The organism is Vannielia litorea, assembly GCF_018424695.1.
GTDB lineage: Bacteria > Pseudomonadota > Alphaproteobacteria > Rhodobacterales > Rhodobacteraceae > Vannielia > Vannielia litorea_A.
The window spans coordinates 1-15,644 of sequence record NZ_QTNQ01000009.1; the positions used below are offsets into that span (position 1 = coordinate 1).

The window sequence follows — 15,644 nt, forward strand, 5'->3', positions numbered from 1 at the left end:
GAAAACCGTGAAGTACAACAAGCGCCGCTACAAACGGCGCAACCGGATCGAGATCATGTTCGGCAGACTCAAGGACTGGAGGCGCGTGGCAACCCGATACGACAGATGCCCGAAGGTCTTCCTCTCAGCCATCGCTCTCGCCGCAACCGTCATATACTGGCTATGAGTCCTGAACCTACGCAGAATAGTGATCGAAGCAGCCAGTACGGAGAGTTTCCGCAAAAACTTGGGTCCCTACGTGATGAAACTTGCCTCATCGCCGATCCAGCCAAAGAGTCGGATTTTTCCAAGAGTAGGTGGGTTCGGGTTCACCGTAGCGGGACAATCCAGTTTTCGCTAGGGCAAAGCGCCCGGTTTGACTTGAGAACAAATGACCTCGGTGCGGACAGCCGAATCCAGCTTTGATTTCATGGCATAAGACGGCCGAGCGCTAATTTCGATCCATGCTCTTGAAATCGAAGCCGAAGGGAAAGAGGCGGATACTGGCGTGGAAGCTCTTGGGGTCGAAAGGCTCGTCGAGAAAATCGTCGGGGTTCGTCACCGCGGGCGGCAGGTCGGGCGCTTCCGGCGCGGGGCCGGTCCTGCGTTCGGCCTCAAGCAGGCTCAGAAGGTCGTTGGCTTGCTGCACCCGCTCGCCCAGAACGTGGCTGCCGCTGACCTCAGGCGGGCACGGAAGGGCGGTGTGTCGCTCAGGGCAGCGGTGTCGCGCAATGCGGACGCGTTCGCGGCGGGGCTGGCGGAGGTCGTGGCGGCGATCCGGGCGGAGGGACATGTGTCCCTGAGGGCAATTGCCGCGGAGCTCAATGCGCGGGGCATCCTCACCCGGCGGGGTGGGCGGTGGCAGGTGTCGAATGTGAGGAACCTGATAGGTCGGTTTGGCGACTGAGCGGAGGTTCTCCTAGACCGGTCGTGCGCAATTGATGGAGTCCTTCGACACATCGGGTCGATCAGATGGCCACACGTCGGCTGCAAGCCGAATACAGTCATCCAGGAATAGTGGGGTGAGGCTGTAAGCGCTGGCATACTGTAAGACCCCACCCCGAGCTGAAGACCGTGGGGTACTACGGTCCACTTCAGCTCACTCTGCCGAATGTAAGCTGGGAATAGCTCGGCACAGCCCATGCATAACTTGCAGTTTACCTTCGGGCAAGAGGGCCTCCGAGTGACTCAGACATGGGTAGTGTCCCGAGAGGTGGTGTAAGAGCGCCGACCTTCAGAGAGGTTCAAGGCTGATCAGGTCGCCACGGCAGACAACCTGACGGTGGTAGTGTCGGTGACACGCGCGAGACTCTCTAGAGACATGTATCTTCGCGCAACCGTCCATTCGTCATTGGTCTCGAGCATCAGCGCGCCGACGAGCCGGACGATTGCCTCGTCGCCGGCCCTCACATCGCTCGGTCTACCACAGCGCGTCAACTCTCGTAGTAGATGTGTTCTCGTTCCCGCGACAATTCCTAAAAAAGGATAAGCAAGCTCCCAGAAGAACTCCCAAGAATGAGGGATGATCAATCGTGAGGTGGCGCGATTGTGGGGCAGTTCATGATGGATGCGTGCGTTTGCGACTGTTCCGGAGGGAAGGAAAACGCCTCGATCACTTGCTCTCATATCCGAGGATGACGATTGATGATGCAAGAGAAACCGAGTTGCCAATGGGCTTGCTGATGGGTCGCAGGCTGTTCTAGGGTCATCGGGGGCAAGAGAGATATGGATAACAATGGCCTCGTTGCCTCCAAGTACTGCATTTGACGTTCTCCTGATCGCAGACTTCACCCGTGCGGGTGACGCTGGGTATCGTATCGCGCGGGAAATTCACGACTATGCAGCTCTGGGGTGCCGCGTCGGACTGCTGCATGTGGCGAGTGACACGTCTCGCTCTGTCGCATCCCCCGATGTGGAGGTTTGCGTCCGAGAGCGGCGCGCAGAGATTGTGCAAGAGGCGTCCGGGACGGTCGCAAAGCTTGCAATCGTGCATGGCAGTTCCAGCATGAACAACGTGGCTCGCCCTCTCGGCGGGGTGCGGGCCGACAAGGTCGTGCTTGTGCATGATCGAAAACCTGATGTCACCCAGATTGGCAACTGGATGAGTTTCAACATTGGCGAGGTTCAATGGGCACCTACAAACCGCTGGGTTCGCTCGGCGCTGGTCGGACTTAATATGCCCGTGCCGATCCTTGCCGAAGACTGGCGGCCCGCAGGTCGTTCTCTGCCGCAACGCAAGGAGGCTGCACGCTCGTCATCCGACACTGTCTATGGGCGGATCAGTGTCGCCGGCGCCGCGCAGTGGCCAGAGTCAGCGGCGGAGGTGAAGGCAATTTACCCGACCGGCCAAGGCAGAACCTTCATGGCGATGGGCGCACCACCGAACAGCCTGTTGAACGCACTCGGCAACAAGACGAGGCTGACGTTGATCCACCCGTCGGACATGACGGTTGAACGCTTGCTCGAGATGCTGGATGTGTTCATATACTTCCCCGGCTTGAAAACGCCTACTCTGCCTGAGGCCGCCATTGCCACGGCCATGGCGTCGGGCAAGATCGTGGTGCTCCCGGAACATCTCGCGCCGCATTTCGGCCCCGGTGCTATTTACTCAGAACCGACGGCGGCCCTTGAAACCGTCGATGCTCTGTTGGCTGACAAGGAAGCTCTGGAAAACCAGTCCCGGGAGGCGAAGCGACACGCAGCGTTCCAGTTTCCCGAGGCCATTCAGCGCGAGCGGGTCCAGAGCCTGCTCGGGCGAGAGAAGCTTGGAAAACCTTATCGCCGTCGTCCGCGCAAGAAGCAGGCGCTGTTCATTCCGTCCAACGGTGTTGGCATGGGCCATGTCACCCGGCAACTGGCCATTGCGCGGCGGCTGGACAGCGAGCTTGAGCCAATTTTCGCAACGCTGGCCAAAGCCACCTCTGTTATTGAGGCGTTCGGTTGCCATTCCGAGTACATCCCTTCCCAGGGCGACACCGGCGCCCACAAGGCGGATTGGGACGCATGGTTCCGCTTCGAGTTGGAGACCCTGCTGGACCGCTACGACCCTGATACGGTCGTTTTCGATGGCAACACGCCAACGCCTGGGCTGATCCATGCTGTCCTGTCCGGGCGCCGCCGCAGCCTGGTTTGGGTGCGGCGCGGCATGGTCGGAGCCACCCGCTCGCCCTTCATGGGCAACGCGCGTTTCATGGATCTCGTGATCGAGCCGGGCGAGATCGCGGCGGAGCGAGATGCGGGCGAAACCGCTCTGCGTCGCAATGAGGTACTCGTCGTAGACCCGATCACGCTGCTCGACCCCGAAGACCTGTTACCTCGGGCTTCGGCTGCCGAGGCACTTGGCATTGCGCCCAACAAACCCGCCGCATTGTTGCATCTCGGGGCCGGTGCCAACCGTGATGTTGTGGCCCTCACGGAGGAGATCATCCGGCAGCTGCGTAACATCCCCGACCTTCAGATCATTGTTGCCGAGTGGGAAAACAGCCGTCATCGGATGCCACGTTGGGAGGGCGTGAAACTCGTCAAGGGTTTCCCCCTCAGCCGTTATTTCAATGCTTTCGATTTCTCCGTGGGCGCCGCGGGCTACAACAGTTTCCACGAGGCCATGGCCTTCGGGCTGCCAACGGTTTTTGTTGCCAATCGCCACCCCTCGATGGATGACCAGGGCGCACGCGCCGCATTCGCTCAGGACAACAGCGCCGGTTTTGACCTTCCGGAGGATCAGTTTTTTCATCTCCGGTCGCTCGGCGAGTTGTTACTCAAGCCCGAAACGCAGGAATTCGTTCGTGCCCAATGTCGCCAACTTTATCGCGGCAACGGTGCAGGGACTGCGGCCGCAAAGATCGTTGAATTGGCAGGGCGCAGATGAAAAAATCCGATAAGGCTCCCGAGACCGGCCAAACTTGGGATACGCACGTTACCCGCCCGCGCGAAACGCCCGGTGACCGGCCGGTGCCACTGGATGCACCTGATGCCATCATCGGCTGGACCACGTCACGCAGACCTTCGATCAAACGAGACGATCGGCCAGCCAAAACCAAGGAGGTGCAGCCGAGCCCTCCAACGGCATGGCCGGCTCGAGTGCAACCAACGGCCCGTTTATTCAGGGGCAAGAGGCATGGCAAGCACGAGGGTGCGCTGAACCTCGTCATTGCCTCTTTTGGCGGCGCTGCCTGGTTGACACGTGCGGCAAGTCAGGCCCGCCGATACCTGTCCAGCGGCGACTGGGCGACAGTAATCGTTATGACCGATTCCGCCGATCACCGTGCGCTCGGAGAGGCTGGATGCATTGTCGAGTATTTTCCACCACGCATCTACGAGGGTTCGGCAGCAACCTCGCTCTTCACTGCCCGTTTTCGGCAACTCTGGTCCAAGTGGGGGGCGAAACACCTTGTCGACCTCGGCAAGCCAGGAGTGCTGCGCTCCCGCCTTGAGGCATACGACGGTTATTTCGAAGCCGGTGTCGAGCAGGTCGCCCGACGGCCATTCAACCCCAAGCGCGAACAATCCCAGCCGGCTGCGCCTGCGGTCACCGACATTGCTGCGCTGAAAGCGGAGTACCGTGCCAAGGCAAAAGATCGCGAGGAAGACAGCTTTGTGCTCTACCGGATTCTTGGCAACGATCTTCCGCCGCGCCATGAGAATGGGCAAACACTGAAGAACCTCAGGTTTATTCTTGAAAACGAAGAGCCATTCCCGGGTGTCGAAAAGCGGTGGGTCGTCAACCGGTTGACCAACCCGGATGACGAGCAGCGGATCATCGCCACACTTGAGGAATTCAATCAGCCTTACCTGCACATTCCCTTCAGCCTGAAAGAGTATCAGTCGATCGAGTGGGATCTGGATAGTTTTCCAGACCGCGCCTTCTTTCTCAGGGGCAACTTTTTCGGGATGGCGCAGCCGGGGCAACGCCGGGCAGAGGCCCATTCGCGGCGCCTCAAGAACCGCTACGTGATGAACAACAATGGTGCACGGAATGCGGCCCTGAGAGACGGCCGGAACCGTGCAAAATGGGTGCTTCCATGGGATGGCAATTGCTTCCTGACCCGCTTTGCCTGGGATGAGATCCAGCAAGCTGTCACCGATGCTCCCTATATGAAGTACTTTACCGTGCCGATGGCACGGATCACTGAAAACCGTGAACTTCTCGATCCGCATTTCCTCCCAAATGCGGTGGAGGAACCGCAGATCCTGTTCCGGAACGATGCCGCCGAGGAGTTCGACGAAGCGCGGCAATATGGGCGGCGCCCGAAGGTAGAGCTGTTCTGGCGTTTGGGCATTCCCGGTCCTTGGGACGACTGGTGGGATGATGTCTGGGAGTTGCCGCGTCCTGCTCAGGCAGCCGAAGCGGGGGCCTGCGGATCAGCAGGCTGGGTTGCCAGGTTGCACTCTGGCCAGAGCCCGCTGGAGGAAAGTTCTCGAGAGGCTCTTCTCGTGCGGGGGCAGGCTCGTGACGATGCAATCTGCATTCTGCTCGACAGCCTCGACAGGCAGGCAATCGCCCGTGTGCACGCCCCCGAGAAGCTGGCTCTCTACTGCGAAGAAACTCTCTCCACGCTATCCGCTGCTCCGCCCGATACCGCCAAAGGACAACTTTACTCACGGCTGTTGCAGGAAGCTGAACTGGCTTTGCAGCGGCCTGCATCTTCGGTCACCGACAAATCCATCGCCCCTCCAGGCGGCACGCTGCATGACTACTTTCCGCAGGCTGCCGAACTTGAAATACCCGATGATCCTGGCATGGCGCCCGCGTTGTCGGACCGGGTGCGCCTTGGAGAGTTTATTTATGACGCGACCATCCTCGCGCTGGCCGGAGCCGCGGCGCGGGAGGGATCATTCAGCGCCGGAGGAGCGGCGCTGGTTCGCCGATGGTTCGTGGAGCCGGCGACCCGAATGTCGCCCAACCTCAACTTCGCCGAGCTCGCGCCGGGCGGGAAAGCCGAGATGCCGGGCGGGCGGCTCGCGGAGCTGCGCAACTTACCCGTTCTGCTTGATGCCATCCGTTTGCTGGTGCGCTCCGGCGCTATGTCTCCGGAGGACAAGACGGGCTTTGATGCATGGCTCGCCGAATATGCGGGCTGGATTCGGGCTGCACGCGATGAGGTCCCCGAAGATCGCCTCGCCTGTGAAATCGCCACAGGTTGTGAGCTGCAACAAGCCGCCATCGCGGCCTACCTCAGTGACGTGGAAACACTTGCTCAGGTCTTCAGGCGCAGCCGTGAGCGGCTGTTGGTGCAGTTCGACGCGAAGGGCAGACCCCGCGGCAAATCGAGAGCCGCAAAGGTTCCCGAAGTGCATCTGAGCAACCTTCTCGCTTGGGCGAACCTTGCTACGATTGCCGAACAGTGCGGCGACCGGCTTTGGGATTTCTCCGATGGCGACGGGCCGATACTGGCCCGTGCGTTTGGAGCCGTTCTCGACATCATTGCCAAGCTTGCAAATGGCGGTACTGCGGAGGCCATCGCGGACATCGACGGTTACTTGCCCGCAGTCTTCATCGCACAGGCCCGTTATTTGCCGGCCCGGGCCACCGGCGGCGCACTGGCCATGGGCCGGCGGCCACTTTTTGCCCCCGACGCCGGGATCATGCCCTTCTGGATGTTTGCGAAGGCGATCAACTGCGTTTCCACGGCAAGCGGTGAGGCCAGTGAAACGTCGATCCTGCGGGCTGCGCGATGGGCGCGGGAGCGGCAGGAACAGGATAGTGACGCCCTGCATGAAATCGAGGATCTGGAGAAACTGATCTGGGGTGGCTATCCGGCCCTTGCAGAGAGGGCTTTGCTTCGGCTGCGGCAACAGCCCAACATATCAGACCCGCTTCGTGCTCATGCAGCCCGCGCGCTCGCCCGTTGGCAGAGCTACAACAACGATTACGCGGAAGCACTGGAGAATTACAGGTTCGCCAGCCGGTTGAGCAAACTCGAAGCCAAGAAGGGCCTTCTGCCGTATTCCTCTGCATTGCTTCAGATGGGCAACCGCGATGAGGCGCGCGATCTCGTTCTGGAGGCTTTGCGCGAAAACGCCGATGATTCCAACCTGTTCTATCAAGTCGCCAATACCTATGCGGAGATGGGTGGCGACGTGCCGGGCGCAGATACCGAGCGCCAACTCGACTGGATCAACAAGGTATTCCTGACCAAGGGTATGTTGCCTATCCAGCGCCGTGATCGCGCAGCGCCACTCGGGATTTTCAACATCGAGGCCGTGCGGTCGGATGCGAGACCGGTTGCGGTCGAGGCTGACCGGAAGGTTTCGGTGGTGGTTCCGGTCTTCAACGGTGAAGACACGATCGGCAACGCGCTGCGAAGCGTTCAGGAGCAGACCTACACCAATCTGGAGATCATCGTTGTTGACGATTGCAGCACGGATCGGACCTTTGACATTCTGACTGAGCTGGAAGGGCAAGATCCCCGCATCCGAGTGGCACAAACCTCGGAAAACGGCGGGGCCTACGTGGCCCGCAACCTTGGAATGAGGCAGGCGACTGGGGCATTGATTACAGTCCACGACGCCGACGATTGGTCTCACCCGCAGAAGATAGAAAGGCAGATCCAACGTCTGGACACCTGCCATGGCGCATTGGGTGTCATGTCGTATTGGGTCCGAATGCGTGAGGATCTCTATGTTGAAGGCTTCTGGCGCCCCGAACAGATGCATATCAGCCTCAATCAGTCATCACTGCTGTTTTCACGCGCCCTGCTTGATGAAATCGGAATGTGGGACGATGTGAGGGCAGGGGCTGACAACGAGTTCATATGGCGCTTCAGGACCAAATACGGTGAGTCCTCCGTTGCCACGACCGACCGCAGCATGCCTCTGTCGTTCAGTCTCGTCCGGGACGAGTCTCTCACGCGCCAGGGCGTCACGCACGTCCGCACCGTGTTGCACGGGTTGCGCAAAGACTATCACCGCACCTATCGGCGCTGGCAGAAGGCGGTCGAAGCCGAGGATTTGGTGCTGCCATCTATGCCGCCGGGTGAACGAGCCTTTCCGGCGCCGGCGCCGATCCTGCCTTCGCGTTCTCAAGACCGGTCCTTCGACCGGGTCTACATCGCCGATTTCTCACGCAATGGGGCAAGCGGCCGTGCCGTGCTCGACCTGGTGCGGGACTCGGCGGCTCTGGAGGGCAAGACAGGTATCTTCCACTGGCCGGACTATGAGACCAGCTCTGATTTCTGGTTCGATCAGGAGATCGCAGACCTGATCGACGACTTCGCGGTTGAGCAGATCAGTGCCTGGGATGCCGTGCAGGCCGACGCGCTCTATCTCTGCGACCCGTTGCTTGCACGCTACGAGATCACCGGCTTGCCCGAGTTCACAGCGCCCGAAGTGCAGGTGCTTTGCCCACGCCCCGGCGCAAAGGACACCCGTTTGCGCCGAATGCCGACGCGCGAGGAACTCGAAGCTCTGTTTTCTCTTCCTTGCCGTTGGGTGAACTTCGGGACCTAGTGACGGCCCCTCGCGCGAGCGGCATTCTGCCGACGCAGAGCCAGATCGCGCAGGAAGCCGCCAGTTTTGTTGGGCTTGCCTTGGTGTCGCCTTGCTCCGGCCAAGCAATTCCCGAAGTTACCCTTCAAGTAATAGGGCAGTTCGCTCGATAACCGCGGCAGTTGTGTCGTGGCGAGCTAGGCATTGCTCAAAAGAGTGAGGGCAGGCAATGAAGTTTGTGAACTATCTGATCGGATCTGTGGTCGCGGCGTGTCTGATGTCGACGGCAGGGCACGCACAAACTCAACGCGGCATGACCGGGCGCGTTCCGCTGATCGTAATCAACCATGATAACGGCGGTAACGTAATCAATTACGCGCGCAGGGTTTCCAAAGCCCGGATCTCCGGAACGCCGGTCCGCTTCAACGGGCGCTGCGCGTCTGCATGCACCATGTTTCTGGCGCTCGACAACCGCCAGACCTGCATTACACCTGGTGCGAGCTTCCTCTTCCACAGGCCATATGGCGGGCGGGCGGACATGAACAGCTGGGCCGAGAACTATATGATGGAACGGTATCCTGCCTGGGTACAACGGTGGATCGCCAGGCGCGGCGGCCTCTCGAAGCGGGTTCTGAAGATGAACTACTCGTATGCAGCCAAGTACATGCCGACGTGCGGTCGCAAAAAACCAATCGTCAGTACTAAGCAAGCACCGACGAGACGACATGCAGACAGGTCCTGATCCGGACCTAATCAGCTACAACTAGAAAATGGACCAGGCCAGCGACAGGCCCGGCGCTGCCTAGTACGGTTCCTCGGGGTCGTCGTCGCCATCGTCAATCAGCGCAACGGTCGTCGACCCCAGGAGGCCGGCCAAATAGTCGATGCACGGATCGTCCGGCTGACGTTCGAGCAAGTCCTCGAGAAGGCGCTGGAGTTCTGAACGATCATTGATCTCTTGGTACATCTCGCACCGTTGCAGAACATCCTGCGCCTCTTGCGCGAGGCTGGCATCTGGCATGCCGATCCTTGTTGCCATCGCTGCCATGGCGGCAACGACACCCAGTTTCGATTTGATCATGTTTCCCCTCAGTCCTGAAAGAACTTTGCCGTTTGTAGTCTCGCGTAGTTCGGGCAAGTCGCCCTGGCGGCTGCGGAAATTTCAGCCTACGCGGGCCGACCAACTTTGGGTCGGCAGTGAAAGAGCGCCAATTTGCTCACCCTTCGAACATATCTTCGCCATAATGCGGACGCAATCCTTACGCAGCGCCACTTTTTGTTGAGGTCTGCATCTTGGGCTGCGAGTCGCGAAGTCCACAAAATATTGTTGATTCCTGCAGTTTTAAGCTGCCTTTTGGTTGCGGCGGCGCACTACAAAGGCGTCTTTTGGGCCGCATTACGCCATGATTTGGCCACAGTTCTTAAGGCCGGGCGCAAGAAAGTGTAGCAAAGTCAAGGCCATGGCGCCTGCTTGCGGCGGAGTTGGCGGGAGTTTGCTCATCCGGAGGTGGTGAATGATTCGCGAGCGAGGGCGGAGTTACGGGGTGGCTTGTATCAGCGCCGTAAAATCTCATCATATGCTTGAAGCAGCATTTCAACTTGCCTCGCTTCGAACTCGATTTTCCGGGTGTCAGATCCTCTCCGTTTCACTTGAACGATCAGGAGGTTGGCCGCCGCTGCGACACCCCATGCAACCATCCGCCTCGGATCGAGCCCCGTTTGAGTTTCGATGCGCGCCACGGCACTGAGCACCTGCTCGACCGTACGCGGACGCTTTGGCCTGCGAGGGTTGCACAGGGCTTGGCAATACTCGGCCTCCGGCTCTCCGTAGATGGTCAAAGGGTCGATGGCGAGGAGCGCGCCCTTCGGCGACTCTATTATGTTTCCGTGATGGAGGTCGCCGTGAATCATGCCACGATCTGCATCTGCGTCTTGCTCCAGAGCGGTTCGAGAGATGGCCCTTGCACTGGCAAAGCTGTCGCTCAAGAGCAGTCTGTGATTGCCAGTTTCGGCGTAGAGCACGTTCCAGAACCGCTGCTTGAGTGTGCGTTTCGGCGTGTAGAGATTTCTCCTACGGCGAATTGCTTCGCCAACCTGAACGATCCTGTCGATCGCTCCGTTCTCATCGCCGTTAACAGCCCGATGAAAAAGCATTGTGCCCTCGGCGAACTCCATCAAGATTGCGCGTGGCCGCGACTCAAACAGCCGGACGCAGTGATCGCCCGCCATCGCCCGCAGAAATTCTGGAGATTCCGCCTCATATCCCATTGTGTCGTCTCGGTAGACCTTCAGAATTGCCAGAGTGCCGTCTTGGCGGCGTACATCGAAAATCTGGGCTTTCTGGCGTGCTGGGCGGACGGCCTCTAGCGTGAGGTTCCAGGCTGCGAGGAGAGGCGCAGGATCGGTGGATGCTGGTATTTCGTTCATGTGCTCTCCTGAGCCTGTCAATTTGATCCGGGCTGCCAAGTGCCCACTGTTGGTCCCGCGAGCCTTTAGGGCACCTGGCTTTCTCGGTCCATATGCATGCACGGATCAGCATTTCCCCAGCCGATCATGCTAGGGGAACTTTGGTTCCGGCGGGGCGGGAACTTGGTCAGCCTCGCGGCATCACTAAACGCGAGCCGTTCAAGTGCTTCAAGTCTAGCAGGGAGGTCATCCGCCTCCCGGCGATGCGGTGCATCCAGTGTAAGCGTCACATAAAATTTGCCTGAGCCAAGGCAGTGCGGTCTCGTAGCTTTCCCTTAGGCGCGTTGCGCTGCTGTAGCCTGGCTCGTCCTGTCTCGTGAGAACGTGTCGCGACTGAAGCTCGTCCGGTTCGCTGTCAGTCGCGATCGAGCCGGATGACGGTTCGAACCGTTTCGCGTATCAATGATGACAACGGCTTAGGGCCAAGAGAAGGTTTGACGTCAGACCCGTCCCCTCCGCCATCGAATTAAATTGTTGAAATTGAACGGAAAAATACCTGATTTTCAGGTCGATTTCTCCGTGTTTTGTGCGTCCGTAGCCGCTTTAGAGCCTCCTTTGAAAGACAGGTCTGCCGGGATCGCCGCGATACGTCTCTCATTGGCGCATCAGCGGGGTTGGTCTTGTCTGAGTTTCTCTGCTAGCAGGACTTTTTTTGACTCTTACCGCAAACTGATCCCTTGGGCCCTGATAATCCCATTTGCAACAGTGGCTTGCGGCGGTTTCCCTGCGCAGCCGTGACGAACTTGTCCCATAGTGCTTCCTTCCATTCCGACGAATAGATCGGAGCATCAAACTGTGGGATCAAACACGATGACGTTGAACGAGAAGATCTGAAGCGCCGAGGACAGCCGGTTGTCGATGATCGTGGCGCCGACCTTCTGCTTCACCTCGACAATCCCTTAGGCCTTGAGGACGCGCATCGCTTCTCGCACCGTGTTGCGTGAGGCCCCGAACGCTTCGCAGAACTCGCGCCCGGTGGGCATGCTATCCCCAACCGTCAGCGTGCGATCGTTGATGGTGGTGCGGATGCCGTCCACCACGTAATCCGCGATCGGCCCTGTTTCGAGTGTTGGCGGCTTCGACCGTGCCACCTGATGTTCGCTCTCTGCACGCCAATAGGTTATTTGTCCAACAAATGCCTGTCAGTTGGTATGCTCCCGCCGGATTTCAGGCAATCGTTGTCTATTGTTGGACTTAACAAGGGCCGCCCGCCCGGTGTCAGGCAGCCTGAGCGAAGCCGCCCCTTCCGGGGACAGTTACGATAATTGCTATGCTCATTCGATGGCTGTGATCGCGCCCTGCGATGTGCTCCGCCGCGTGTCTTGGGGTCGAGAGGCTGACTGTGCAACGGCGCCGCGGAGGACCATCGCCTGTCATCCTGCGCACCCCGTCCACCGCCAATGCGATGCCGGGGGCAGGCTGGCAACCAACGCAGCCCCGAGATTCAAGAGGCCGTCATTGGGGCCAGAACTCATGGACCGCAACCTTCGGGCTGTCGTCTGACAGGGGCGGCTGAAGGAACGGGCCGTACAGGCTGCCAGAACCAGCCACGCGCTTTTCCCAATCGGTTCTGGCGGACCTGTGCGCGACGGGGAATCGCCCGGCACTCTTCGATCTGCGCGGCCTCCAAGTGTGGCGACGACGGGGGCGAAATGCGGCGCAATTGCGGCGAAACGTCAAAACAAACAACCAGCGCGTGCAATTTTCATCCATTTGGCGGAGGTGGATTTCGCGCCATCGCGCCACGCTTGCTTCAGCCCTTCGACAACCCTGTGGGGCCCGAATGCCGCGCCACCTGTCCGCGCGGCACAGCGCAGACCAAGGAGTTAATCATGCGTGACTTTTTCAAACTGAACGTCGGTCGCTTCGTCGATGACGAACGCGGTGTAACCCTCGTGGAGTACGGCATTGCTCTGGTGCTGGCCGTTGGTGTTGGTGCTGGTGCGCTTGCCACGCTCAGCACGGATGTGGGTGGCAAAATGGGTCAGGCAAGCACGGAACTGACCAAGTAATTGAAAGGCTGGTTTGCCGGGGCCCATTGGGTGAGGCTTTGCCTTGTTCCAATGGGTTCTCCGCCTTGGCCCTATCTAAACAAAAGTGAGCAAGAGCCCGATGCACCGCTGGAGTAACAGGTTGATACTATTCATCAAAGATCAACGCGGCGTGACGCTCGTGGAGTATGCACTCGCATTGACGTTGATGCTCGCGATTGGAGTTGCCGCACTGGCGACGCTGGCAAGTGATGTTGGCGGATCAGTCGGCAAGGCAAGTACTGAGCTGAAGAAGTAGGCGCCAGTGCGGGCGCTAGCGGGTGGTTCCACAATCCAAATGTTCACTTCGTGCGTCTGGCGTCAACAAGCTCCTTTTCACTCGAGAACAAGCGCACCCAGCGGGAGACCAAAATGCGACTTTCAGCCCTTCTCACCGCCGTTGCTGGCCTCGTCGTAGCCGGTGGCTCTGTTTACCTGCTCTATGGCAACCTCCCGCGGGATCTGGGCGGGTCCGGCATGAATACGGCCGGTGTTTCGACCACAGCGCGCACCATGGGCGTGCTGGTGGCCAGCCGCGATATCGAGTTCGGCGAACCGCTCACCGCCCAGATGCTGACCACCATCGACTGGCCCACCGAGGCCGTGCCGGAAGGGGTCTTCCATGATCCCGCCTTGCTGCTCCCCGCGGAGGGGCAGGAGCCGCGCCGGGCGCGCCGGATCATCTCGCAGGGCGATCCGCTGCGCGTCACCACGATTTCCGACTTCGGCGAGAAGGTCACCATCGTTCAAACCCTGTCGCCCAACACCCGCGCCATGGCCATCAAGGTGAAGGCCGAAACCTCCGTGGGCGGCTTCGTCACCCCCGGCGACCGCGTCGATGTGGTGATGACCCAAGGCTACAAGGAAAGCCTCCGGGCCGTCACGATCCTGCAGAATATCCGCGTCATCGGCGTCGATCAGGAGGCCGACCAGCGCCGCGAAACCGTGAGCGTGGCACAGACCGTCACGGTCGAAGTCACCGCCGAGCAGGGCCAGCGATTGGCCCTGGCGCAGGAGGCGGGCGTGCTCAGCCTGTCTCTCCGCTCGCTCGACGACAAGGAAGAAGACACCGAGCTGAAGTCCACACGCCTGTCCGACCTGCTCAACGACTACGTCACCAACGAGGGCGACTCGACCCGCACGGTGGTGCGTGTCCGCCGGGGTGCCGCGGATGTCACCGAAAGCCCGGTGAACTGAGCTAATGCACGCGGGGGCTGTCATAACGCGGTTCGCCCGCAACGAGGCGGGCGGGGTGATGGCCTTCTGGGGCGTCTGCCTCACCGTTTTTCTCGGCATGGTGGCGCTCTCCTTCGACATCGGGCGCGTGGCGATCACCCAGACGGAGCTGCAATCCTTCGCCGACAACGTGGCGCTGGCGGCCGCGGGCGAACTCGACGGCGGCGGCGATGCCATCACCCGCGCCACCGCCGCCGCAAATGACCTGATCACCGATTTCCAGACCTTCGGCGATGGCGGGCAGGTTCTGTCGGGCGACACCGACTTCGTGCTCACGTTCCACACAACCCTCCCTGCCGATGACACAGCCGCGCTGGGGGAGGGCACCAACAATCCGGCGCTTGCGGCCTTTGCCCATGTCGAGGTCAACGCCCAGACCGTGCCGCTCACCTTCGGCGCGGCCTTCGCGGCGCTCTCCGGCCAGCAGGCGATGGACAACATCGTCGCGGCCCGCGCTACCGCCGGATACACCTCTTACGCCTGCGACGTCACGCCCATCGGCGTCTGCCTGCCGGCGGGCTGGAAGGCCGATGCCCACATCGGCCAGCTCATCCAGCTGCGCGCGGGCGGCAACGGCTCGGCCTGGACGCCGGGCGCCTTCGGCTTCCTTGACCCTTCCAAAATTCTGGTCGATGCCGAGGGCCCTTGCGCGGGCCTCAACGGCGGCAACCTCGATCGCTGCCTGATCGGCGCGGCGGGCCCCATCACCCAGTGCTTTTCGCACCGCGGGGTAGATATCGAGCCGGGCCAGAAGACCGGCAGCTACGAGGCGGCCATCAATACCCGCTTCGACCTTTACAATGCCTCCATGAACGGCGCGAAGAACAACCCGGTCTATGCGCCCGCGCCCAATGTGATCAAGGGGATCGTCCCCAACGGCGGAGGCAGCTGCATCGGCAACAACGAGGCGCTCTCGCCCAACACCATCGGCCTGCCGCGCGACGACTGCTTCGGCGCGGGCAATTGCAACACCGCCAATGGCGGGCAGGGCGAGCGCTATGGCACCGGCATCTGGGACCGTGACCATTACTTCTCCACCAACTACGCGCCCTTCGACGGCACGGTGCCGCCCGCGATCCAGGGCTGGCTCAATGCCAACGCGGCCAATGCCGCCGCGCCGACCCGCTACGAGGTGTATCGCGCCGAGATCGAGGTGGCCGGTGATATTCTCGTGGGCGACGCTGCGGGCGATGGCCATGACGGCAATTCCATCGCCGAAAGCGGCCGCCCGATCTGCAACACCACCACCAACCCCGCGGTGGATTATTCCCGCCGCGTGGTGGTGGTGGCCGGCATCAACTGCGGTGCGCCCAACAGCATCAGCGGCGCAGCGTCCAACGTGCCGGTGCAGGAGTACTTCAAGGTCTTTCTGACCGAACCCGCCAGCAACACCGGCAGCGGCAACACTTTCGATATGTGGGGTGAGGTGATCGGCACCGCGGGCGGTGAAGGCGCGGGCAATGACGCTGGCCTCTTCCGCAACTTCGTGCAGCTCTATCGGTGAAG

General features: G+C 60.5%; 13 protein-coding genes and 1 pseudogene. 9 read left to right on the forward strand and 5 right to left on the reverse strand.

Annotation, left to right across the window (positions count from 1 at the left end; all coding sequences use genetic code 11):
* A partial coding sequence (locus tag DYI42_RS05000; RefSeq protein WP_213544918.1) for a transposase occupies positions 1 to 166 on the forward strand: 166 nt, incomplete at its 5' end.
* A 264-nt stretch (positions 167 to 430) separates the two neighbouring features.
* On the opposite strand, the gene DYI42_RS24175 is transcribed toward DYI42_RS05000, so the two are convergent.
* A complete protein-coding gene (locus tag DYI42_RS24175) occupies positions 431 to 772 on the reverse strand; it encodes a hypothetical protein (protein WP_244867588.1) in 342 nt (113 codons plus the stop codon).
* Between DYI42_RS24175 and DYI42_RS24180 the strand changes: the two genes are divergently transcribed.
* On the forward strand, positions 773 to 886 hold the full coding sequence (locus DYI42_RS24180; RefSeq protein WP_342344613.1) for a recombinase family protein: 114 nt from the start codon (positions 773 to 775) through the stop codon (positions 884 to 886).
* 347 nt (positions 887 to 1,233) lie between these two features.
* Here the strand turns inward: DYI42_RS24180 and DYI42_RS05010 are convergent.
* Positions 1,234 to 1,380 (reverse strand): annotated as a pseudogene (locus DYI42_RS05010) (IS256 family transposase); the annotation flags it as partial.
* A 604-nt stretch (positions 1,381 to 1,984) separates the two neighbouring features.
* On the opposite strand from DYI42_RS05010, the gene DYI42_RS05015 reads away from it, so the two are divergent.
* The 3 genes from DYI42_RS05015 to DYI42_RS05025 all read left to right on the forward strand — a co-directional run bounded on the left by DYI42_RS05015 (position 1,985) and on the right by DYI42_RS05025 (position 9,148).
* Positions 1,985 to 3,847 (forward strand): hypothetical protein, encoded by a 1,863-nt coding sequence (locus DYI42_RS05015; RefSeq protein WP_213544828.1) that lies wholly within the window; start codon positions 1,985 to 1,987, stop codon positions 3,845 to 3,847.
* Positions 3,844 to 8,427, forward strand: a complete 4,584-nt coding sequence (locus tag DYI42_RS05020) for a glycosyltransferase (protein ID WP_213544829.1) — start codon at positions 3,844 to 3,846, stop codon at positions 8,425 to 8,427. Before DYI42_RS05015 ends, DYI42_RS05020 begins: the two co-directional genes overlap by 4 nt.
* Before the next feature lie 217 nt (positions 8,428 to 8,644).
* On the forward strand, positions 8,645 to 9,148 hold the full coding sequence (locus DYI42_RS05025) for a hypothetical protein (protein WP_213544830.1): 504 nt from the start codon (positions 8,645 to 8,647) through the stop codon (positions 9,146 to 9,148).
* 60 nt (positions 9,149 to 9,208) lie between these two features.
* Here the strand turns inward: DYI42_RS05025 and DYI42_RS05030 are convergent, their stop codons facing one another.
* From DYI42_RS05030 to DYI42_RS24445, 3 genes are all read right to left on the reverse strand, one after another.
* Positions 9,209 to 9,487 carry a hypothetical protein gene (locus tag DYI42_RS05030; protein ID WP_213544831.1) on the reverse strand — a complete coding sequence of 93 codons (279 nt, stop codon included), beginning with the start codon at positions 9,485 to 9,487 and terminating at the stop codon, positions 9,209 to 9,211.
* 473 nt (positions 9,488 to 9,960) lie between these two features.
* Positions 9,961 to 10,833 (reverse strand): aminoglycoside phosphotransferase family protein, encoded by an 873-nt coding sequence (locus tag DYI42_RS05035; RefSeq protein WP_213544832.1) that lies wholly within the window; start codon positions 10,831 to 10,833, stop codon positions 9,961 to 9,963.
* Positions 10,834 to 11,771: 938 nt separating this feature from the next.
* A complete protein-coding gene (locus tag DYI42_RS24445) occupies positions 11,772 to 11,963 on the reverse strand; it encodes a FadR/GntR family transcriptional regulator (protein WP_213544833.1) in 192 nt (63 codons plus the stop codon).
* Positions 11,964 to 12,704: 741 nt separating this feature from the next.
* On the opposite strand from DYI42_RS24445, the gene DYI42_RS05045 reads away from it, so the two are divergent.
* The 4 genes from DYI42_RS05045 to DYI42_RS05060 all read left to right on the forward strand — a co-directional run bounded on the left by DYI42_RS05045 (position 12,705) and on the right by DYI42_RS05060 (position 15,642).
* Positions 12,705 to 12,884: a Flp family type IVb pilin gene (locus DYI42_RS05045; protein ID WP_213544834.1), complete on the forward strand. Its 180-nt coding sequence runs from the start codon at positions 12,705 to 12,707 to the stop codon at positions 12,882 to 12,884.
* Between the two features lie 121 nt (positions 12,885 to 13,005).
* Positions 13,006 to 13,161, forward strand: a complete 156-nt coding sequence (locus tag DYI42_RS05050; RefSeq protein WP_213544835.1) for a Flp family type IVb pilin — start codon at positions 13,006 to 13,008, stop codon at positions 13,159 to 13,161.
* A 113-nt stretch (positions 13,162 to 13,274) separates the two neighbouring features.
* The gene (gene cpaB, locus DYI42_RS05055) at positions 13,275 to 14,099 is read left to right on the forward strand and encodes a Flp pilus assembly protein CpaB (protein ID WP_213544836.1); all 825 of its coding nucleotides are present in this window, start codon (positions 13,275 to 13,277) and stop codon (positions 14,097 to 14,099) included.
* 4 nt (positions 14,100 to 14,103) lie between these two features.
* Positions 14,104 to 15,642: a Tad domain-containing protein gene (locus DYI42_RS05060; protein ID WP_213544837.1), complete on the forward strand. Its 1,539-nt coding sequence runs from the start codon at positions 14,104 to 14,106 to the stop codon at positions 15,640 to 15,642.
* Positions 15,643 to 15,644 lie beyond the last annotated feature (2 nt).